The following is a 19,108-nucleotide window of genomic DNA, read 5'->3' on the forward strand; positions in this document are numbered from 1 at the left end:
CATGACAAGCGCTGCAAGACAGAAAGGGTCCCACGTGTTGCTGGAAAGCGCAAACGTCAAATGGTATTGGGACGGCTATCAACTTATTGAGTTTCGAAAGATGTGGAGAGATGGAGCAAGCATACATGACATTGCCGCTGCTTTTAAAGTGAGTTTGTTGACAGTCGCCTTATTAGCTGCAGATCAGGAGTTGGCCAAAAATATAAAACCGCGGCCGGGTGGGTTGTTCGGGAATTAAAAAAGACAGGATTTCTCCTGCCAGCACACATTTACTATACCACACTAGGAGGGGTCCGGGTGGAGATAAAGATAACGAGCATTAATTTGGGGGAGAACGGGACGTATATCGTGAAGGATGGCAAGATATTACGAATTCCCAGTCCCCCGGCCGGCTACGGGAAGCAGGTCATCAACTGGCAAGGCGGGAAACCTTGCAACGGTACCATTGAAGAGTCGGTGAAATTCTAATAGGCTTATCGGAAAAACCGAGGGCATTGAACGAGCATAACGCTTGTTTGATGCCCTCTTTTTTTATTTGAAAGGGGGTGAGGGGGAATGAGGACGTTGCAAGATCAGTTGATTGAAAAAGGGCTCTCACAGCCCGCAGGACGAGAGAAAGCCCAAAAGAGTATAAAGACAAAGGGCAAACGAAAAGAAAGGCTGACAGATAGAGAATTAGCCGAATTGATGGGGACGAACAGACCAACGTACGGACGAAAAAAGGGCGGGGCTTACAGACAGCGTTAGGGGGAGACTACATGTTGAATTGGGCGGATCAATTGATTGAGGAATATACATCAGGACGGCAGGAGTTGAAGCGGCGAGCAAATCAGCTGGACAGAAATAATCCGATTGATAGGCAGGATTTAAAACAGTTCAACAGCATGATTGAGAGCATGACATTCTCTATTGATTGGATGAAGACTGGACGGCAGCCGAGGACTTTTCGTGGGGTTGATGAGAAATCCGTGTATCAAAGGCGGTCTTATGAAAATATCGATCTGATACCAGATATTGCGGAGCAGCTGGAATCGGACGATATAAATAAAAAGCATCTGTATATGACGAGGGAAGAAAAAATCATTTTGGCCGACATCCTTGCATCTTTTTCGTTACGTGAGAGACAGTGCTATCTTCTTCACGTTGCTCAAAAAAGAAGTATGGCTGACATTGCCACCGAATTAGGCGTAAGCAAGAGCATGGTCCAGCAATCCATTCGTAGAGCCAAAAAGAAGATTGATGACAGGAGGGAAAAAGATTCCTTGATATACGCTTGATATACGAAGTTTGCATATATGAGGGGGAGAATAAAAGAGGGGGTGCGTTCGAGCGACCGAACCCCTCCCACAGCCCCGTAAACATACGAATAAATAGAGGATTTACACGAAAAACAGCGAATAGTGTCCTATATCATATTAAAGGAGATGTTTGTTAATGAGTGTAAATCAGGTGATTTTGCAGGATATTAATTTTCATATTGAGAAGTTAGAAAGGAGATTAAAAGATTTTTATGATTTACCTTCTACTTCCGACTACTTCATCGGTCGAGAAAAACAAATCAATACCGGTGTGAATGTACTTGATAAAATAGAAGTATTCAACACATTTATTTCCATCTATTCGGTACTCGATCAGGAAGATATAAAATATAGTACGACAGCAAACGAATACGCTAACTACTTAGACAATATGCGTAAAGGACTGGAAATACTAAAGAAGGAAAGAGAAGAAATTGAAAGTAAGAATCTTAAGGAGATTACTAATATAAAACTGTTACTAGAGCAATTATATAAAAAACGAAATGAAATAAAGTGAGCTGTTTAGCATCTCTTAGGGGATGCTTTTTCTATGCCTAAAAATCAAAGGGGGCGGCGGTGATGTGAAATGCCGAATTGGGATAAGATTCGTAATGAATGGGAAACAACAGAAATTACCTTCAAAGAGCTGGCTGAGAAGCATGGCATCAAAGAAGGAACATTGAAAAGTCGCCGTAGTCGTGAAAAGTGGTCGAGGGATGCAACCGATGCTAAAGATGCAACCGAAAAAAGCACGGGGGTTGCAACCAAAACGAAGGATGCTTCAACTGACGATAAGAAAAAGACATCATCTAATGGTGAGAGGAAAAAGCAGAGCAACCGTAGTGGCAACCCTAATCCGAAGAACCAATTCACGAAACGGAACAGAGCAGCAGTCACGCATGGATTGTTCGCCAATTTCATTCAACCTGAACAGCAAGAGATAATCGACAGCATGCAAACCCTGACGATTGCTGATCAACTGTGGATGCAAATCGAAATTAAGTTCTCAGCTATTATTCGAATGCAAAAAATCATGTGGGTCGAAGATGAATGGGACCATCTTGATAAAAGGGCTAGCTATACAAGCGGGTTGGAGTCTAGTGGAGAATCTTATGCCGTTGTTTATGCCCATGAACGCTATGAAGCATATATTAAAGCCCAAGCGCGGGCGATGGCTGAATATCGAAATCTAGTAAAACAGTACATCGAATTTACCGATGAATTTGACGAACGCCGCTTGAAGCTTGAAGCAATGCAAGTCGGCATCGATCGAACGAAAGCGGAAATAGAGAAGTTGAACGATAACAATGATGACGATCTGATCGAAATCATCATCAGCCGAAAAGGTGATCGTTGATGGTGGCGGTACAGAAAGAGGTCAATCCTCACTTCGATGATTTCCTGTTCGACTGGCTTCATAAATTCTATGTCCTTGTCGGCGGCTACGGCTCCAGTAAGTCTTACCACGCAGCCTTGAAAATAATACTCAAGCTGATTGAGGAAAAGCGAACGGCACTGGTCATCAGGGAAGTCTACGACACGCATCGAGATTCAACTTTCTCCCTTTTTGAAGAAATCATCGAGGAAATGGGGCTCGCTCATAAAATCAGGTGTGTTTCCTCCCCGATGCAGATCCGGTTCCCGAATGGCAGCAAGATCATCTTCAAGGGAATGGATAAACCGGCGAAATTGAAGTCAATCAACAACGTCTCGCTCATCTGGGTCGAGGAATGTTCCGAAGTGAAGTATGCGGGCTTCAAAGAATTGCTCGGTCGTTTACGTCATCCTAGATTGAAGCTCCACATGATTTTATCCACGAATCCAGTCGGGGAAGATAACTGGACCTATTTGCATTTCTTCCAAGACAAGATGAACGATCGCTATGTGTTGGATGATGAGGAGCTTTATCAAAAGCGGACTGTTGCCGTTGGTGACACCTATTATCACCATTCCACAGCAGATGATAACCTGTTCCTGCCACAAGAATACATTGACCAGCTCGAAGAAATGAAAGAGTACGATCCAGACCTTCACCGGATAGCCCGGAAAGGTCGTTTTGGCGTGAACGGGAAGCGGGTGCTGCCGCAGTTCCGTAAAGCAAGCCATGAAGCGGTTATGGAAGCAATCAACGGCATCAAACGGCCGCTCCATCGTACCGGCATGGACTTCGGTTTTGTGGAATCCTACAATGCGGTGATCCGGATGGCGGTCGATACAGAGAAGCAATACCTCTACATCTACTGGGAGTATTACAAAAACGGCCAGACGGATGACGAGACAGTCGAGGACCTGAAAGAGCTGAAGGAAGAGCGGATTATTGCGGACAGTGCGGAGCCGAAGACGATCAAGTATTTCCGCAAGCAAGGATACGACATGTTCGGGGCTCATAAATTCCCGGGCTCCCGTCTGCAGAACACGAAAAAGGTAAAGCGGTTCAAGAAAATCATTTGTTCCGATGCATGCCCGAATACAATCCGCGAGCTAGAAAACCTTGTCTATAAGCTGGATAAGAACGGCAAGATCATACCGGACGAATTCAGCATTGACCCGCATACGCTATCGGCTATCTGGTACGGGCTCGATGGATATGAAGTTGAGGACTTAAAGGAACAGGCGCAAAAGGCGGCGCGGCCATCACCGGCAAGACCGGCAGGAAGGAGGAGGGGGTAACGTATGTCAGAGCGAACTGTACGAGCAAGAGTCATGAAAGCGGCGGTCTCGCCAACAACCAATCAAATCTATAAGGACGATTTCCAAGGGATGTACAGCGGGGACATTATCGAACCGCCATACAACCTGACCGAGTTGAAACTAATTGGCGAGTATTCGTCCATCCTGCAGCAGTGCATCGATGCCTACAAGACGAATATCGCTGGCTTCGGGATTGAATCGAGTTACAAGATTGATATCAAATCGGATGAAACCGAAGAAAGCGTCCGAGAACAGGCGGAACGGGAGAATACTAGACTCGATGAGTTCATTCGCTATTTGAACCTGGACGAATCACCAGAAGTCATCATCGGCTATGTCATCGACGATCGTGAAAAGACCGGGAACGGATACATTGAAATCATCCGGGACGGCATGGGACAGCCAGCTGGCATCGAGTACGTAGATGCGCAGCATATGCGGGTCTGTAAGAAGACTGTTCCCGAGGAAGTGGAGTACACCATCCTTGAAAACGGTGTGGAGAAGAAAATCAAGCGCCGAAAGCGGTTCCGTCGGTATGTCCAGATGATTGACCAGGAGAAAGTGTTTTTTAAAGAGTATGGTGATCCGCGCATCATGGACCTGCGGAACGGAAAGTTTGACGAAAGTACGCCGGAGCATCTGCAGGCTTCCGAAATTTATCATTTCAAGATCGGCAGCGGTACATACGGCAAACCGCGCTGGCTCGGTAACCTTATCAGTCTTTATGGGGCGAGGAAAGCGGAAGAGCTCAACCTGATGTACTTCCAGAACGGACGTCATATTCCAGCGGCTATCACGGTCTCAAACGGAAAGCTGGATGATGAGTCATATAATCAGTTGCAGCAGTACATGAATGATTTGCAGGGTACAGACAACGCCCACAAGTTCTTGCTGTTGGAAGTCCAGGGAATTGCAGAGGAAAAGATCATCAATGGCGAAGAGAAGATCACGCCAGCTAAGGTTGAAATCAAATCCTTAGCCGAAGTGCTCCAGCAAGATGCGCTCTTCCTTGAATATGACGAGAACACACGTAGGAAAATTCGTTCCTCATTCCGACTGCCTCCCCTGTATACCGGAGAAGCGCAGGAATTCAGCCGGGCGACAGCGGACACAGCCCGAAAGGTGACAGAGGAGCAGGTGTTCCAACCGGAACGGAAGACGTTGGCGCGGATCCTTAACACGCTATTTTTGGAACCGTTGGAATTCAAATACGTGAAATTGAAAGTCAAAGGGGCGGACTTCCACGACCCGATGGAAATCGCGAAGGTGCTCGATCCGTTCATTGCGGCGGGTTCTGTCGCTCCGAATGACTTACGGACGCTGCTCGGGAAGGTGCTAGGCAAGAAGGTGGACCTATTCCCTGACGAATACAACGTACCTCTTCAGGTGCTTGTGAAAGATCAGCCGAGCGGATTGGACGGATTGTTCAATATCGCGAAATCGGCTGATCAGCAGGAGAGTCTGATTGATTTGCTGAAAGACCTGCGGGACGTGTTGGAGTCGATGCAGTCATGAGCAAGGTAGACAAGCTGCTTGAGAACATCAATGCGTTTATCCAGAAAGCCGAAGAGGACGCCGAGGACATAACGGCCATCCTTCCCGACGACATTCCAGAGCTCGAAAAGATTCCGAGCCTAGTTGAAGAGTTCGAAAAAATCACCGCAAAACTGCTCAGGCGGCAACGCAAGCTGTTTCTCGATGGAATGAAAGGGTTTATAGCCAAAGACGATGAAATGACGTTAGAAGCCTTGCTGAACTACTTCCAGAGCGATTTATTTGCGACAGATGACTTCGCTGCCATGCTTAGCGAAGAAGCGGCGGCATTTCTCACGCTGTCAATTTCAGAACTGGCCACAGTTATCATGGAGTCGATCGACAAGGACATTGCATTCGAAGTGCTATCCAAACGGACGACAGACTGGATTGAGTCCTGGTCAAAAGAATTGGGAGAAATCATGCAGCTGAATACGCACAAAGCGATTGAAACGGAACTGCTGGAAGTCATCCAAAACGGTGAATCGATTCAACAGGCGGAATTAAGAATTAAGGATTTACCTCAGTTTGACCGCAAACGGGCAAGAGCAACCGCGAGGACAGAAATACTTGCCGCATCGAGCCAAGCCAACTGGGAATCGTTCATGCAGTCTCCGGCTGTCGAGGGCAAGAAGTGGAAACATAGCGGGTCCAAGAAGAGCAAACCGCGTCCGACACATGTCGCGATGGACGGAACGGTTGTCGGAGTTGATGAGTTGTTTCTAGTTGACGGCGAGTTCGGGATGTACCCGCGGGATACTACGTTTTCGGCGAAGAACAGAGTCAATTGCGGCTGTGTGATCGGACCCGTTGTTGATCAAGATATCATCGGCCTGTCGAAAGAGGAAAAAGAAGAGATTCGGCGGCAAGTGCTCGAGGAATTGAATAGTTAGGAGGAATGACTTTGAGCAGGGAAGAGACAGCAAGCGAGCTCATTGAACGCTTTGGTTTTACAAATGACATGGTGGATTCTTTCTTTGCTCCATTTGATCGGCTAAACCTCGAAATAGAAAATCTTAAACAACAATTGTTTGCAGATTCAATAAATGATTGTCTGAAAGAAAACGTAAAAAGAGAGGGTGGTAAATCAGTGCTCACAGATATGGCGGGTTTTTGCAAAAGATGTCGTAGGTGGTTGGACGATAAGGAATTTATAGAACATCCTGCTATATGTTCCGAATGTAAACAAAAAGAGGGAAAAGATGAAGTGTAATTACAGGCGCTGGAAGAATTGAACGAATAGGAGCGTGACAAGTCATGAGTGGATATAGAAGTCTGTTAGAAAGCAATAGGAAATCTAGGGAGTTACTAGAAGAAAAATTGGAATCAAAGTTATTGGATGATGCAGCGGCAACCATTCGATTTAGTAGGCTTAGCAACTCCGGTACTGTTTACGTGAATGGCGAACCTGTCGGTGAAGTGGAAATCACATTTGATAATTGGTGAGGTGAGTGAATTGGGGTTGAGTGTGAATTTATCCATAGCTTCAAGAAGTGATAATCACCTAACTATGATTTTTAGTATGAAGCAACGGATTTTGTCCGTTATTGCTGTGAGTTTGAAAGGGGGTGAACAATAAGTGGCAAGGGAACTAATCAACGCAAATATTACACATGTCTCTTACGTCGACAAAGGCGCCAACAAAAAGCAGTTCTTCCTCACGAAATCAGCTGAACAACCGACCTTTCAAAAAGAGGTCAAGGTGTTCGTCAACAAAGAGGAAGCTGAACAGCAACTCGTCTATGGCATTGTGTATGAGCCTGATGTTGAGGATGCTCACGGGGACTTCATGACTGCTGCCGAAATTGAAAAGGCGGCGCACGGCTTTATGAAGGATGCCCGGAACATCGACACGCAGCATGATTTTGAATCGGGTGTCGGTGAAGTGGTCGAGTCGTACATTGCTCCTGCTGATTTCATGCTGGGGGAACAGGAAGTGAAGAAGGGCGCATGGGTGCTCGTCACGAAAGCGACCGATGAAATCTGGGAACAGATCAAGAAAGGCGAGATTACTGGCTACAGTATGGCCGGCACAGCCGAAACAATAGAAAAACAAGAGGATGAAAAGCCTGTTTCTAAGTCAGAAGATGACGAGAAGGGGCTTTTTAATTTGCTTAAAAACTTCTTTGCTGGCAAAACAACTGTCGAAAAAGGGGAAGTCGCTGACAAATATAAGCGCGACCGTAGACGTAGAGAGTTTTGGGCGGCTCAAGACGCATTAAACAGCGTAATTTTCAATTGGGATGACTGGGATAGCCATTTAGAAACGGATACAACAAAAATTCGCGAAGCGCTTCAAGATTTTATTGATATCGCTCAGGAAGTGCTAATCGAAGATGACATTTTAAAAGCGGTGGGCAAACCACCTGAAAGGGATGAAGCAGACGTGAAAAAAGAAGATATCGAAAAGATGCTAGATGAAAAACTAGCGCCAATCACGAAGAAGCTCGAGGAATTCGAGAAGGAAGAGGGCGGCGCGGGTGCTGGTGAAGAGCCGATGCCGGAAGAAGCGCTCTTGAAACAGTTTGCCGAGGTGCTGGACGAAAAGCTGACTCCAGTGAACGAACGTCTTGAAGCAGTGGAGAAAGCCCGCGGCGTTTCAAGGCAAGCGGATCCAGAAGGTGCTGGAACACATATCGAAAAGTCTGATGGCCCATCATACATGCGCCACTTCGGATAATAAACAGGAAAAGAGAGGATGAACTTAATGAAAACCAATCAAACAATTCTATCTAAAGAATCGACAGTCGCTAGCATCAAAAAGAACTTGGATATTCCAATGGCGGTCAAAGATGCGGAAGCGTTCCTAGTTGATACGATCAACACAGCTTCCACCTTGCCGAAACTAGCGCCGATCTATCGCGATGTAGCTGCCGGAAACCTCGATGCGCTTTCAGTCGGGCGCCGTAAAATCCGTGAGGCGGGAAGAGAAGACCTTCCAACAGGCACAGACTCCATCAAAAACCGTAAAATCCCGTATGCAGTCCGTAAGGTCAAATGGGATGAATGGCTACAAAATGACGATGTGTTCTACTCCATGTCAGCACGTGGCGATAATGCGGAAGCGAAAGTCATCAGCATGATCCAGCAGCAGTTCGGCGTGGACTTGCAGGACTTGATCTTTAACGGGGACACGGAAGCGGTTGAGGATGTCGCATTCCTTGGCATTCTTGACGGCTTCGTTAAGAAAATGAAGCAATCCAAGTATAAAACGGACCTTGCTACAGCTGAACCGACAATCATGGACTTTGTGAACCATATTCAGCTGCTTCCAGAGCGTTACAAGAGCTTCCCGGACATTGCATGGTTCATTACACAGAAAACGAACGACAAGCTCGTGGCGATGATTGCAAACCGTCAGACAGGGTTTGGTGATGCGGTGCTTCAGGACGGTAAAATTACACGTCTTGCGGGTTATCCAACCGAGGTAGTAGCTGAAATGCAAGGCGGATTCGCTGCGCTTACTCCACGTAGCAACCTGAAACCGGTATTCACTCGCCAGCTTCGCTATATCCGTACAGCTGATGGAGCAACGGCGGCCGCGAAAGATGCGACATATCACGTGCTCTATGCGTACCTAGATGCCATCGTCCGTGAAATCGATGCTGTCGCATGGATGTCTGGCGACAAACTATAAGGGGGTAGGTTACTTTGCCTAAAGTACAATATAAGCACAAAACAGGCGCTCTCCACATTGGCGGCGGGCGTTTTTTCTATGCAAATGATCCTGTCGAGGTAGAGGACAACGAAGTTGAAGGATTGCTGGCATCATATGCAGACCTTGAACTAGTCGAGGGGGAGGAACTGCCGCAGGATCCTCCTCAAGATGATGTTCCATACACGGCATCCTCTTTGAAGAAGCTTAATAAAGCTGAACAGGAAGAGCTCATCGTTCTACTTGAAGGCGATCTTGAGACTGTGAAGAACGAAGAGGAGCGTATTGCTCTCATCCTTACATTGCAGGAAGAAAAAGAAGCGGAAACGGAGTGATGGACCATGTCTATTACTCCTACTGAGCTTCAAGCTTACACTGATTTCGAAGCCGTGAAGGAACGTGCAGCTGAAAAGCTGGAATTAGACATTCTCGAGGCTGAGACGTATATCGAAAAAGAAATTGGGAAATCATTATCAGAATTTACTTCACTTCCCCGAAAACTGCGGCTAGCCTTGCTGAAGGTGGCGCAGTTTTTTGCGTTGGTCAATGGTGACGAATCCTTGATGAAGGGCTATAAATCGGAGAAAATCGGCGATTACAGCTATACGCTCGGGGACGGAAGCAAGATGACCATGCCGGATGTGTTGGATTTGCTGGATGAATACATGGAAAAAGAGTCGTCTACAGGCGGCTTTTTCATGAGGATGAGACCGCTATGAGCTACAAGAAGCTTTTAACGCATCGTTGTGACATCTATCATCTGAAAGAACGCAATGTTGGCGGAGGTGGCAGCTGGGGCATTCCAGATGAAGATGCGGAGAAGGAATTCTATTACGATGACGTGCCTGATCTATCAAACGTCCGGTGCTATTTCACGGAAAAGAATCAGTCGATTATCCAACTAGAGCCGAATAACTCCATATTCCAGACGTTCCTGGTCCATTTCCTGTCGAACGCCGATATTCGGACGAACAGCAAAGTTGTCTGGGATGGCGTTACGTACAAAATGCAAAAACCAAGATTGATAAAGAATCATCACCAAGAAGTCACGGTAGTGAGGGATGATAACCTATGAAATTCAATATTGACGGTTTGGAAGCATTCGCCAAGGCGCTGGATGATGCGGCGAACGGAGAATTACGGGCGGAATTTGCTTTATGGCTCGATGCGATGGGCTTGGAATTCCTTGATTTGATTCAGGATGAAATCATTCGAACGAACACAGTCGATACGGGCAGACTCTTGAATTCATTCGGGAAAGGCGATAAAGACAACGTGTGGTCAATATCGGAAGGAAAGCTGTCTCTGGACATTGGAACGAATGTCGAATATGCGTCTTATGTGAACGATGGTCATTTTACTATTGATCCATCCAAGGGACTCGACAGAAGATGGGTACCAGGAGTTTGGAAAGGAAAACGCTTTGAATATACTCCTGGTGCTGATACAGGAATGTTATTAAAATTCACTTGGATTGACGGCACTCATTATTGGGACAATGCTTTCGCCATCTTCGAGAGGATGTTCGAAAAGAGCCTTGAACGTCGATTTCAGGAATGGCTGGATAAAACATTTTAGGGGGGTGGTCAGATGAATCCAGAAGTCGGATCCATAATGGGATACTTTTACGGATTATTCCCAGTCAAAGTGTATACGGAAAAGGTTCCGGAAAACTTCGCGGTCCCATCAATGTACTTTCCGGAGCCATTCAGCTTTGACGGGAATGATACGAATTCGACATTCCTCAAGACGTACAGCTTGGGCGTAAAGCTCTTCCACCAGACGTCACAAAGGGCACATGCGGAGGCGGAGCGAATTGCAGATGCCGTACGTATGAAAAGGAGCATCATCCCCCTCATCAACCAGGACGGAACATTGACAGGCGATTACGTACGTATCAGGCGCATCGAGACACGCATAATCGATGACGGTGTAGCGGTCATCCAGCTGACATGGGATAGCCGTTATCACTATGAGAAGGACAAATATATACCACTTTGCGACATCGTGGTAAAAGTAGGGGTGAATTAAGGTGAGTAAAGAGAAAACTGAAACGGTAAGTCAGGAGCCTGTCTTCTACTTGCACGAACTGCGACAGCACTCTCAAGAACTGTTTGGCGTAAAGCCGGAAGTTTTTGACGGTGCTGTTTTTGGATTCAAAGAAATCCAGATGACGAAACAAGAGGCGGAGAAGCGCATTCAAGCCTTTTTAAAGAAGCCAGTAGGCAAGAAAAAGGAGGTTAAAAAATGAACGGTGGTACATGGACGCCCGGCGTTGAAAAAGAGCGCGCAGGCATTTATTTCCGATTCATATCGGCGGCCAACCGTCGGATTCGAGCCGGCATCCGGGGACGTGTAGCGCTTCCGCTCGTATTGAGCTGGGGCGAATCAAAGAAGTTCTTCGAAATCACGGAGCCGTCGGATACGCAAAGCAAATTCGGCTTGGATATCGACGATCCATCCCTGTTGCTGTTGCGTGAAGCGAAAAAGCGGAGCTTAACTGTTTTGGGCTATCGCTTGAACGAAGGTGAAAAAGCAACAGCAAGCCTTGGAACCGATGTGACTGCTACTGCTGCACATAGCGGTGAAAAAGGTAACGACATTTTAATTCGAATCGGAACAAACGTCTTGGATGAGACGAAGAAGGACGTCATTGTCTACTTCGGGTTGAATCAGGTGGATCGTCAGACAGTCGCTGATGCAAAAGATTTTGTACCGAACAAATACATGTCAATTGACGGTACTGGACCATTGGAAGATACAGCCGGAATCAAGTTGAAAGGCGGAACTGACGGAACGACGACCAATCTGGATTATGCCGATTTCCTTGCGGCAGCTGAAACGGAGTTTTGGGATACGATCGGCCTGCCGGTTGAGGCGGAAGACGAATTGAAAGTGACCTTTGCTTCGTTCGTCAGACGACTCAGGGACCAGCAAGGTGTGAAAGTGCAAGGTGTATTGGCCAACTCGCCAGCTGACTTCGAGGGCATCATCAACGTGACAAATGGGGCAGTGTTGCCAGAGAAAACTCTGACACCTGCCGAAACCGTCGCATGGGTAGCAGGAGCAAGTGCGGGAGCGACAATCTATCAATCCCTGACCTTCGTAGAATACGAAGGAGCGATTGACGTCAATCCGCGATACGATCACGACGAAACCGTTGCACGCTTGCGTAAAGGTGAATTCATGTTCACGTACGATCCGCGCGAGAAGGTAGTGACCGTGGAAAAGGACATCAACTCGTTTGTTTCGTTCTCTTCCTTGAAGGACAAGAAGTTTTCCAAGAATAAAATCATGCGAATTTTCGATGGAATCAACAACGATTTAACTCGTGAAGTCAAAGCGGAAATTAAATCACGGAAAGACCGCGGCCAAGATATCCCTACCGATGATGACGGCATTCAAATCCTTACCACGATGATTACTATTTACATGAACATCTTGCAAGAAGGCGGCGCAATCAAGAACTTCGTTGCCACTGAAGACATCAACATCACGATTAATGAAGACGGAGATGGCTTCTTTATCAATATCGGGGTTCAACCAGTAGATAGCGGTGAGAAATTCTACTTCGGCATTGAAGCTCGCTAAGAACGCTAGAAAAAGAGGAGGGAAACGATAAATGAAGGGTTTTCGCGCGAAGAATACGATCAGCGGAAAAGAAGGCCGCTTGTTCCTTGACGGGGAAGAGCTTGCCTATATCAAGAACTACGAAGCGTTGATTGAAAAAACAAAATCAGAAATTCCAATCATGGGGCGTCGGATGATCGGTCACAAATCAGGCGGCGTAAGAGGAACCGGAACGGCGACTTTCTACAAAGTCACTTCCAAATTCGTCAAGATTATGCTCAACTACGTGAAGAACGGCGAAGATGCCTATTTCACGATCCAGTCGGTATTGGATGACAAGGGATCAGGACGGGGTACCGAGCGGGTGACATTGTTTGATGTGAACTTCGACAGTGCCAAGATTGCGGCTTTGGACGTGGAAGCAGATGCACTGGAAGAAGAAGTTCCATTCACATTTGAGGATGCGGATATGCCTCAAGCCTTGAAAGATACATTTGAATGATAGAGAGCGATTCATTTCGCTCTTTTTCTTTACCAAAATAATAATAGTGAAGGAGAAATGACACATGACAAATCAAGACGAAACGCTAGCAAAAGTATATGACCTCTCATTCTTCATGCCAGGCAAGGCAGAAGAAGCGGAGGAAGTGAAGCATCCGATTTCCAAGCGGTTCAAGGACAAAGAAGGGAATATTATCCCGTTTGTCTTCAAGCCGGTCGCCACGGAACGTATCGATGAAATTGAACAACTGCATACGAAACCCGTCTTCGAAAAAGGCCGCAAAGTCGGTGAAAACGTAGACAATGCACGATTCATGGCTCAATTGGCAGTGGAATCGACCATTTATCCTGATTTTAAGTCCGTTGAATTCAGACAGGCCTACAAGACGGAAGATCCGATTGAAGTTGCCAAACGAGTGCTTCATGTCGGCGGAGAATATGCAGCATGGATTAAGAAGGCATCCGACATCAACGGTTTCGACGATTCACTTGAGGAGCTAGAAGAAGCAATAAAAAACTAATCGATGCCGGGGACAAAGAGGCAGTTTATATGTATTACGCGCAAATTGAGCTCAATTATTCCCCGGCAGATCTGTTGGAAATGTATAGCGCCCCAAGAAAATTTAAAGCCATGCTCTACGGCAATATCAGTTATAAGCTGGATCAGCTGGCAAAAGAAGCGAAGCAAGCGCAAACATGAAAAGTAGGAAGGAGGTACATAGCGCATGGCGAAGCTAACGGCTCGATTCGATATTCAAGACCGGATATCCAAGAAATTGAAAACGATCCGCGGGGAAATCGACTCGATCGAAAAGTCGCGACAACAGGTCAATCGACCGATTACGATGCGTGTGAAAGATGAAGCGTCGAAGGTTCTGAAGAAGCAGTCGAACTCCCTTAAAGATATCGCTAAAACGCACACCGTTACATTAACTGCGAAAGACAAAGCAACGGCAGTCGTGAGGAGGGTCGCCAACTATGGCACGACGGCCTTGTCCAAAGGGTTCAGTGTAACAGTTCGGGCTGTCGACTTGGCTACGAGGACCATCGGACGAATTGCATCATTCGCAAACACTTCCATACCTAGGGTGAGAGATTTCACAGTTAGGGCATTGGATAGCGCAACAAGGGTAATCGGTACAATCAGGCGAGCCTTGTTCTCCATTCCTTCTTTAATCACCGTCACGCTTGCTGCTGTCGGAGTTGGGAAACTCAAAGATTCTACTATCGGAGCCGCAATGACATTCGAGGGCTATGAAGTGGCAATGGACCACTGGCTCAACGGGAACAAGCAAAAATCGCAGGAACTTATCAACTGGATGGGGCAATTTGCGGATAAAACGCCATTCAGTTCACCTGATCTCTTCCCAGCTCTTACACGCGGGGTCGGGATCACAGACGGTAATATCGATGAAGCTAAAAAGCTACTAACGATGTCTGCGGACATGGCAGCACTGACACCCGGCAAGACTCCGATCGATGCGATGGAAGCGTTGGCGGATGCACGTATCGGCGAATTCGCACGACTAACCGAGTTCAATATGAAAGTCACCAAACAAAGCTACAAAGCAATGGGTGGATGGAATGGCCTGATGGGTGACGTCGAAAAGAAATTCTCTGGCGGAGCAGAAAAGTTGTCTGCTACATCTGCAGGTATCATTGCCACGCTCGGTGGATACCGCAGCTCTATATTTCGTTCGTTTGGTACTGGATTTCTTGATCCGATGAAACCAAGGCTGAATGCTATTAATCTTTGGCTCGATAACAATCAGGATACATGGGCGAAATGGAAGAACACTGTCCGTCAGTCGGGTGAACAGGCATCCGAATGGGCGTTTTCAAAGCTGGAAACTGCTTTTCATTACCTGAAAAACAACTATCTTGATAACAAGGATTTTACCAAACTAGACTTTGAAGGAAAGATCGCCTTCATTCTTGACGACATTAACGAATGGTGGTCTTCGAAAGGGAAACCAGTTGTTACTGCATGGTGGGAGTCATCAGGAAAGCCATGGGCGACCGATACAGGGGAACTAATCGGACAAGCCGTATTTAATGGCATGGTGACGGGCATTAAAGGCGGTTTGTCATCGCTCGGTGACATTTGGAAAAAAGCATTCACGGATCCGTCCGCCAGTTCCATTGGTGGTGCAGCCGTTGCTACGTCGCTTGCTGGAATGGCGGGAAGTCTGCTTCTTGCTCCGATGCTGAAGCCGGTGAGAGGGTTAGCAAAAGCCGGAAAGTGGACCTACGGAAAAACATTCGGAAGAGGAAAGGCTAGAACTCCAATACCGAAGGCTTCTGTCGCACCTATGGCTGAACCACCTGTAGTATCAACTAAACGAAAAGGCTGGTTAAAAGAACGTCTGTCAAAACGTAAAATACGACCGAAGCGCATTTCAGCAGCGGAGCGCACAAGAAACGCACAGGCTGAAATGGAAGAAGCGAGGAAGTATAGCCAAACACCACAAGCTTATCGCCCTCCTAAAAATGCCAAAAGTATGTTTGGAATCACAGGCGGTGCTAGCAAAGGTTTGAGCAAAATTCCTTTTCTTCGGTCCGGGATGGCGGTGCTTTCATTAAGTACAGCGTCGGAAGAAGATATGCCGGGCGTTATCGGTAGTTTGGCAGGAGGTTTTGCGGGTGCTAAGGGTGGTGCTTTGGCAGGGGCTGCTATTGGCTCTGTAGTTCCGGGCATCGGGACAGCAATTGGCGGTGCAGCAGGAGGCATCATAGGTGGTATTGGTGGGGCAATGGGTGGCGAATGGATCGGCAACCATTGGGACGTTATTAAAGAAAAAGCCTCGGATGCTGCGAGTTGGGTTGGTACTAAATTTGGCGAAGCGAAAGAAACCCTATCAGAAACCATTTTTAGCGGAGATTGGTGGGGGACTAAATGGGAAAGCGTAAAAGGCACAGCTACCGAAACCATTTTCAATGGAGGTTGGTGGTCCGAACAAGTCGGATTTGTTTTCGGCACACTCGAATCGACCTTATTTAGCGGAGATTGGTGGGGCGGGAAATGGGATGGAGTGAAAAGTTGGACATCAGAAAAATGGAATGAATGGAACGAAATTTATGATGGTGCTAAAAGCAAAATAGAAGAGACTATCTTTAGTGGCGAATGGTGGTCCGGAAAATGGAGCGATGTAAAAGGATGGGCTAAAGATATAACTGACGGCTTCTCTGACTCTTGGGAAAATGCAAAAACCAAAGCCTCCGAAACACTATTCAGTTCTAATTGGTGGTCAGGTAAGTGGGGATCTGTTAAAAGTTGGGCTCAAAGTGCCTGGAGTGACATCAAAAGCGGCTTCACGATTGGTCGAGAGGAAGGGAAACAAGCAGGATCAGCCACGAAATATGCAAACGGCGGCCTGATCAATCGTCCTCACCTTGGACTAGTTGGGGAAGCGGGTCCTGAAATGATCATTCCATTATCGGGAAATCGCCGGGGTAGAGCGATGGACTTGTATCAGCAGACAGGCAAGATGCTCGGTGTAAGGCCATATGCGGATGGCGGTTTTGCAGGTTCGGTCTCTTCGGGACAAATGGCAGCCATCAATTCTTCAAAAAGCGCCTCATCAGTTGGCGGCAAAATCAGGGACATCATCGTCCAAATCACTGGCGATAATCACTATGCTGATGAAATGGATGCCGAAAAGGTCGGTCAGATAGCCTTGGAATACATCAGAAGAAAGCTAGAAGAGGAGATTTTCACGGGAGGAGATGGCGTTTACGATGTATGAGTTCTGGCTTAGCTATAACAACAACGCGGAAATGCTTCAACTCCCGGTGAATCCACCGGAGCTGGATGTCGGCAATGGTACCGCAAACGAGCGTATCAGTGTTCAAAACCTTGGTGAAGCATTAATTCTTCAAGACCCGGTGCTGAAAACTTTCAATTTCAGTAGCTTCTTCCCGAAACATGCAGGTCCCTATTTGGGCATCCCTTGGGATGAATTGAAGGATCCGTGGGAATACATTGAAACCATCGAACGGTGGAAGAATTCCGGTAACCCAGTTCGCTTTATCGTCACTGAAACGCCTGTCAACTTTGCTGTATCGATCGAGCTCTTCGATTACAACGAAAAGGGTGGTGACGTCGGCACACAGTATTATGATTTGAACCTGCTCGAGTACAAATTCGTCAAGGCGCGGCAGATTCAAACGAAAACGGACAGTGCCGGAAATAAGACGGTTTCGCTCAGCGATAAAGGTAAACGGCCATCCATCCAAGAGAAGCCGAAAACCTATACGATCAAGTCGGGTGACAACCTCTTCCAGATTGGGAAAAGGTATAAGGTGGACTGGAAGGAGATTGCTCGGAAGAACAATATCAAGGCGCCTTACACCATTTATCCGAATCAGGTGTTGAAGCTATGACCAATGAAATTCTGCTCATTCAAGGCAACACCACAATTGACATCTCGAATTTGGTGGAGGATCACACGTGGTACGGTTCAAAAGGCGCTGCACCCCGGTCGCTGGAATTGCATATGGTGTATACCGATCGGGGAGGACATTCCAAGGTGGAGTCTGCGGACGGGCAGGGGATACTGTTCCGAGAAAATGGCAAAGAGCTGTTCCGCGGTACGATTTCCCGCCATATTTACAGCAGAGGAAAAAAGACATTGATTGTCCACGATCGGCTACTCTATACAGCAAAGAATCGGGACACCTATCTGTTTGTCGGAAAGACGGCCGATCAGATTGCAAAGAAGGTCTTTTCGGATTTCGGCATACCAATCGGCAACATCGTTTCTACGGGGTACGTGATTCCCTATCTTTTGTTTGACGGCGACACGATTTACGACATCGTCATGAAGGCACTTCAAATCACTTACGAGAATACTGGCCAACGCTTCGCCATGTTTTCGGAAGGTGACAATGTCCATATTGTCCGAAAGAAAGACCAATTGAAACAGTGGGTTGTGGAGGACGGTGTGAATCTTGTCGAATACACCTACGAAACATCGATTGAGGACACCGTCACCAAGGTGAAGTTGATTGCGGAGTTTGATAAGAAAACGATTACTGCAGTGGCGGAAGACAAGTCGCTTCAAAGCCAATTTGGGACCATGCAGCACTTTGAAAAGGCTGGCGAGAAGACGACGCAGGGTGAATTGAATGCCAAGGCAAAAGCCATTTTGCAGGAGCGTGGAAAGGTCAAAAAGAGTTTGATGTTGACCAATATACCAGGGATATCGGAAGTTGTGACGGGTGTAGCAATCTATGTCCTGATCAGCGAGTTGAACGTTGCTCGTCCGTACTACGTGGACGAGGATACGCATGTATTCAGAGGGAGGAATCATACGATGACTCTCAAGCTGACTGAAACAGATGAACTGCCTGAAATAACAGCGGGAACAACTGAAAGACCGAAGCCAAAGCCTAAACCCAAGCCGAAGAAGAAGAAAGAACCAAAGAAAACTGCAGGTGAAAAGAAATGAAATCACTCATCCAAACGATAGCCAAACAACAATCCGATACACAGAAACCGGTTGAGTACATGGAGGCGGAGGTCATCCAAGCTCCTCCCGACTTGAAAATCAGGCTGAAAGGCAATGACAAGCTTATCATTCCGAAAGAATTGATCGTGTTGTCGGAATATGTGACCAACCATAGACGGCAAATCAAACTGACAGGAAAACTTGATTTCAGCGGGGGAACGGCTGGGGGAAATACTCGTACAGAAAATATTGTAAGTGTCTCTTTGGATAAAGGGGACGCTTTTTTTGATGGGGAAATTGAATTTATGAACGAGCTGCAGGAAGGTGAAATCATTATCGTTTCCAGACTGCAGGGCGGCCAGAAGTTCATCATTCTAGATAGACAAAGAACGTATTAAGGGGGCGGATTG

General features: G+C 46.8%; 27 protein-coding genes. All 27 read left to right on the plus strand.

The features are described 5' to 3' along the window. Position 1 precedes the first annotated feature (1 nt). The 27 genes from NIT04_RS08855 (at position 2) to NIT04_RS08985 (ending at position 19,096) form a co-directional block, all read left to right on the plus strand. Positions 2-238 (plus strand): hypothetical protein, encoded by a 237-nt coding sequence (locus tag NIT04_RS08855; RefSeq protein ID WP_252503259.1) that lies wholly within the window; start codon positions 2-4, stop codon positions 236-238. Positions 239-297: 59 nt separating this feature from the next. After that, the gene (locus NIT04_RS08860) at positions 298-468 is read left to right on the plus strand and encodes a DUF3954 domain-containing protein (RefSeq protein ID WP_252503260.1); all 171 of its coding nucleotides are present in this window, start codon (positions 298-300) and stop codon (positions 466-468) included. 87 nt (positions 469-555) lie between these two features. Further along, a complete protein-coding gene (locus NIT04_RS08865) occupies positions 556-747 on the plus strand; it encodes a hypothetical protein (RefSeq protein ID WP_252503261.1) in 192 nt (63 codons plus the stop codon). Positions 748-758: 11 nt separating this feature from the next. Then, complete coding sequence (locus tag NIT04_RS08870; protein WP_252503262.1) at positions 759-1,277, plus strand: sigma factor-like helix-turn-helix DNA-binding protein; 519 nt, start codon at positions 759-761, stop codon at positions 1,275-1,277. Positions 1,278-1,434: 157 nt separating this feature from the next. Next, positions 1,435-1,815: a hypothetical protein gene (locus NIT04_RS08875; protein ID WP_252503263.1), complete on the plus strand. Its 381-nt coding sequence runs from the start codon at positions 1,435-1,437 to the stop codon at positions 1,813-1,815. Positions 1,816-1,884: 69 nt separating this feature from the next. Beyond that, positions 1,885-2,655: a hypothetical protein gene (locus NIT04_RS08880; RefSeq protein WP_252503264.1), complete on the plus strand. Its 771-nt coding sequence runs from the start codon at positions 1,885-1,887 to the stop codon at positions 2,653-2,655. After that, positions 2,655-3,968 carry a PBSX family phage terminase large subunit gene (locus tag NIT04_RS08885; protein WP_252503265.1) on the plus strand — a complete coding sequence of 438 codons (1,314 nt, stop codon included), beginning with the start codon at positions 2,655-2,657 and terminating at the stop codon, positions 3,966-3,968. The genes NIT04_RS08880 and NIT04_RS08885 overlap by 1 nt, the downstream gene beginning before the upstream one ends. 3 nt (positions 3,969-3,971) lie before the next feature. Then, entirely contained in the window at positions 3,972-5,504 is a 1,533-nt protein-coding gene (locus NIT04_RS08890) for a phage portal protein (protein ID WP_252503266.1), read from the plus strand. After that, positions 5,501-6,415, plus strand: coding sequence for a phage minor head protein (locus tag NIT04_RS08895; RefSeq protein WP_252503267.1), 915 nt, complete (start codon positions 5,501-5,503; stop codon positions 6,413-6,415). Before NIT04_RS08890 ends, NIT04_RS08895 begins: the two co-directional genes overlap by 4 nt. Before the next feature lie 11 nt (positions 6,416-6,426). After that, the gene (locus tag NIT04_RS08900; RefSeq protein WP_252503268.1) at positions 6,427-6,735 is read left to right on the plus strand and encodes a hypothetical protein; all 309 of its coding nucleotides are present in this window, start codon (positions 6,427-6,429) and stop codon (positions 6,733-6,735) included. 44 nt (positions 6,736-6,779) lie between these two features. Further along, on the plus strand, positions 6,780-6,968 hold the full coding sequence (locus NIT04_RS08905; protein ID WP_252503269.1) for a hypothetical protein: 189 nt from the start codon (positions 6,780-6,782) through the stop codon (positions 6,966-6,968). 133 nt (positions 6,969-7,101) lie between these two features. After that, positions 7,102-8,202 (plus strand): XkdF-like putative serine protease domain-containing protein, encoded by a 1,101-nt coding sequence (locus NIT04_RS08910; RefSeq protein WP_252503270.1) that lies wholly within the window; start codon positions 7,102-7,104, stop codon positions 8,200-8,202. A gap of 27 nt (positions 8,203-8,229) precedes the next feature. Continuing rightward, on the plus strand, positions 8,230-9,159 hold the full coding sequence (locus tag NIT04_RS08915) for a phage major capsid protein (RefSeq protein WP_252503271.1): 930 nt from the start codon (positions 8,230-8,232) through the stop codon (positions 9,157-9,159). 14 nt (positions 9,160-9,173) lie between these two features. Continuing rightward, positions 9,174-9,512: a hypothetical protein gene (locus NIT04_RS08920; RefSeq protein WP_252503272.1), complete on the plus strand. Its 339-nt coding sequence runs from the start codon at positions 9,174-9,176 to the stop codon at positions 9,510-9,512. Between the two features lie 6 nt (positions 9,513-9,518). Continuing rightward, positions 9,519-9,896: a DUF3199 family protein gene (locus NIT04_RS08925; RefSeq protein WP_252503273.1), complete on the plus strand. Its 378-nt coding sequence runs from the start codon at positions 9,519-9,521 to the stop codon at positions 9,894-9,896. Further along, a complete protein-coding gene (locus NIT04_RS08930; protein ID WP_252503274.1) occupies positions 9,893-10,252 on the plus strand; it encodes a DUF3599 family protein in 360 nt (119 codons plus the stop codon). The genes NIT04_RS08925 and NIT04_RS08930 overlap by 4 nt, the downstream gene beginning before the upstream one ends. Next, positions 10,249-10,755, plus strand: coding sequence for an HK97 gp10 family phage protein (locus NIT04_RS08935; RefSeq protein WP_252503275.1), 507 nt, complete (start codon positions 10,249-10,251; stop codon positions 10,753-10,755). The genes NIT04_RS08930 and NIT04_RS08935 overlap by 4 nt, the downstream gene beginning before the upstream one ends. A 12-nt stretch (positions 10,756-10,767) precedes the next feature. Beyond that, complete coding sequence (locus tag NIT04_RS08940; RefSeq protein ID WP_252503276.1) at positions 10,768-11,208, plus strand: DUF6838 family protein; 441 nt, start codon at positions 10,768-10,770, stop codon at positions 11,206-11,208. Then, entirely contained in the window at positions 11,204-11,428 is a 225-nt protein-coding gene (locus tag NIT04_RS08945) for a hypothetical protein (protein ID WP_371922577.1), read from the plus strand. Before NIT04_RS08940 ends, NIT04_RS08945 begins: the two co-directional genes overlap by 5 nt. Next, positions 11,425-12,768, plus strand: coding sequence for a phage tail sheath family protein (locus tag NIT04_RS08950; protein WP_252503278.1), 1,344 nt, complete (start codon positions 11,425-11,427; stop codon positions 12,766-12,768). The genes NIT04_RS08945 and NIT04_RS08950 overlap by 4 nt, the downstream gene beginning before the upstream one ends. Positions 12,769-12,799: 31 nt before the next feature. Beyond that, on the plus strand, positions 12,800-13,249 hold the full coding sequence (locus NIT04_RS08955; protein WP_252503279.1) for a phage tail tube protein: 450 nt from the start codon (positions 12,800-12,802) through the stop codon (positions 13,247-13,249). A gap of 64 nt (positions 13,250-13,313) precedes the next feature. Further along, positions 13,314-13,769: a phage portal protein gene (locus tag NIT04_RS08960; protein ID WP_252503280.1), complete on the plus strand. Its 456-nt coding sequence runs from the start codon at positions 13,314-13,316 to the stop codon at positions 13,767-13,769. A gap of 29 nt (positions 13,770-13,798) precedes the next feature. Beyond that, the gene (locus tag NIT04_RS08965) at positions 13,799-13,948 is read left to right on the plus strand and encodes a hypothetical protein (RefSeq protein ID WP_252503281.1); all 150 of its coding nucleotides are present in this window, start codon (positions 13,799-13,801) and stop codon (positions 13,946-13,948) included. A gap of 25 nt (positions 13,949-13,973) precedes the next feature. Beyond that, on the plus strand, positions 13,974-16,994 hold the full coding sequence (locus NIT04_RS08970; protein ID WP_252503282.1) for a hypothetical protein: 3,021 nt from the start codon (positions 13,974-13,976) through the stop codon (positions 16,992-16,994). After that, positions 16,987-17,631: a LysM peptidoglycan-binding domain-containing protein gene (locus tag NIT04_RS08975; protein WP_252503283.1), complete on the plus strand. Its 645-nt coding sequence runs from the start codon at positions 16,987-16,989 to the stop codon at positions 17,629-17,631. Before NIT04_RS08970 ends, NIT04_RS08975 begins: the two co-directional genes overlap by 8 nt. After that, positions 17,628-18,698 (plus strand): hypothetical protein, encoded by a 1,071-nt coding sequence (locus tag NIT04_RS08980; protein ID WP_252503284.1) that lies wholly within the window; start codon positions 17,628-17,630, stop codon positions 18,696-18,698. Before NIT04_RS08975 ends, NIT04_RS08980 begins: the two co-directional genes overlap by 4 nt. After that, positions 18,695-19,096, plus strand: a complete 402-nt coding sequence (locus tag NIT04_RS08985) for a DUF2577 domain-containing protein (RefSeq protein WP_252503285.1) — start codon at positions 18,695-18,697, stop codon at positions 19,094-19,096. Before NIT04_RS08980 ends, NIT04_RS08985 begins: the two co-directional genes overlap by 4 nt. The last annotated feature ends 12 nt before the right edge of the window (positions 19,097-19,108 follow it).

It is taken from the genome of Sporosarcina sp. Marseille-Q4943, assembly GCF_943736995.1.
Lineage (GTDB): Bacteria > Bacillota > Bacilli > Bacillales_A > Planococcaceae > Sporosarcina.

What these genes read in the sequence shown, in the direction of transcription:
- NIT04_RS08855 (WP_252503259.1), top strand. Translation starts at nt 2, where the DNA reads ATGACAAGCGCTGCAAGACAGAAAGGGTCCCACGTGTTGCTGGAAAGC.
- NIT04_RS08865 (WP_252503261.1), top strand. Translation starts at nt 556, where the DNA reads ATGAGGACGTTGCAAGATCAGTTGATTGAAAAAGGGCTCTCACAGCCC.
- NIT04_RS08870 (WP_252503262.1), top strand. Translation starts at nt 759, where the DNA reads ATGTTGAATTGGGCGGATCAATTGATTGAGGAATATACATCAGGACGG.
- NIT04_RS08875 (WP_252503263.1), top strand. Translation starts at nt 1,435, where the DNA reads ATGAGTGTAAATCAGGTGATTTTGCAGGATATTAATTTTCATATTGAG.
- NIT04_RS08880 (WP_252503264.1), top strand. Translation starts at nt 1,885, where the DNA reads ATGCCGAATTGGGATAAGATTCGTAATGAATGGGAAACAACAGAAATT.
- NIT04_RS08885 (WP_252503265.1), top strand. Translation starts at nt 2,655, where the DNA reads ATGGTGGCGGTACAGAAAGAGGTCAATCCTCACTTCGATGATTTCCTG.
- NIT04_RS08890 (WP_252503266.1), top strand. Translation starts at nt 3,972, where the DNA reads ATGTCAGAGCGAACTGTACGAGCAAGAGTCATGAAAGCGGCGGTCTCG.
- NIT04_RS08895 (WP_252503267.1), top strand. Translation starts at nt 5,501, where the DNA reads ATGAGCAAGGTAGACAAGCTGCTTGAGAACATCAATGCGTTTATCCAG.
- NIT04_RS08905 (WP_252503269.1), top strand. Translation starts at nt 6,780, where the DNA reads ATGAGTGGATATAGAAGTCTGTTAGAAAGCAATAGGAAATCTAGGGAG.
- NIT04_RS08915 (WP_252503271.1), top strand. Translation starts at nt 8,230, where the DNA reads ATGAAAACCAATCAAACAATTCTATCTAAAGAATCGACAGTCGCTAGC.
- NIT04_RS08925 (WP_252503273.1), top strand. Translation starts at nt 9,519, where the DNA reads ATGTCTATTACTCCTACTGAGCTTCAAGCTTACACTGATTTCGAAGCC.
- NIT04_RS08930 (WP_252503274.1), top strand. Translation starts at nt 9,893, where the DNA reads ATGAGCTACAAGAAGCTTTTAACGCATCGTTGTGACATCTATCATCTG.
- NIT04_RS08935 (WP_252503275.1), top strand. Translation starts at nt 10,249, where the DNA reads ATGAAATTCAATATTGACGGTTTGGAAGCATTCGCCAAGGCGCTGGAT.
- NIT04_RS08940 (WP_252503276.1), top strand. Translation starts at nt 10,768, where the DNA reads ATGAATCCAGAAGTCGGATCCATAATGGGATACTTTTACGGATTATTC.
- NIT04_RS08950 (WP_252503278.1), top strand. Translation starts at nt 11,425, where the DNA reads ATGAACGGTGGTACATGGACGCCCGGCGTTGAAAAAGAGCGCGCAGGC.
- NIT04_RS08955 (WP_252503279.1), top strand. Translation starts at nt 12,800, where the DNA reads ATGAAGGGTTTTCGCGCGAAGAATACGATCAGCGGAAAAGAAGGCCGC.
- NIT04_RS08960 (WP_252503280.1), top strand. Translation starts at nt 13,314, where the DNA reads ATGACAAATCAAGACGAAACGCTAGCAAAAGTATATGACCTCTCATTC.
- NIT04_RS08965 (WP_252503281.1), top strand. Translation starts at nt 13,799, where the DNA reads ATGTATTACGCGCAAATTGAGCTCAATTATTCCCCGGCAGATCTGTTG.
- NIT04_RS08970 (WP_252503282.1), top strand. Translation starts at nt 13,974, where the DNA reads ATGGCGAAGCTAACGGCTCGATTCGATATTCAAGACCGGATATCCAAG.
- NIT04_RS08975 (WP_252503283.1), top strand. Translation starts at nt 16,987, where the DNA reads ATGTATGAGTTCTGGCTTAGCTATAACAACAACGCGGAAATGCTTCAA.
- NIT04_RS08980 (WP_252503284.1), top strand. Translation starts at nt 17,628, where the DNA reads ATGACCAATGAAATTCTGCTCATTCAAGGCAACACCACAATTGACATC.
- NIT04_RS08985 (WP_252503285.1), top strand. Translation starts at nt 18,695, where the DNA reads ATGAAATCACTCATCCAAACGATAGCCAAACAACAATCCGATACACAG.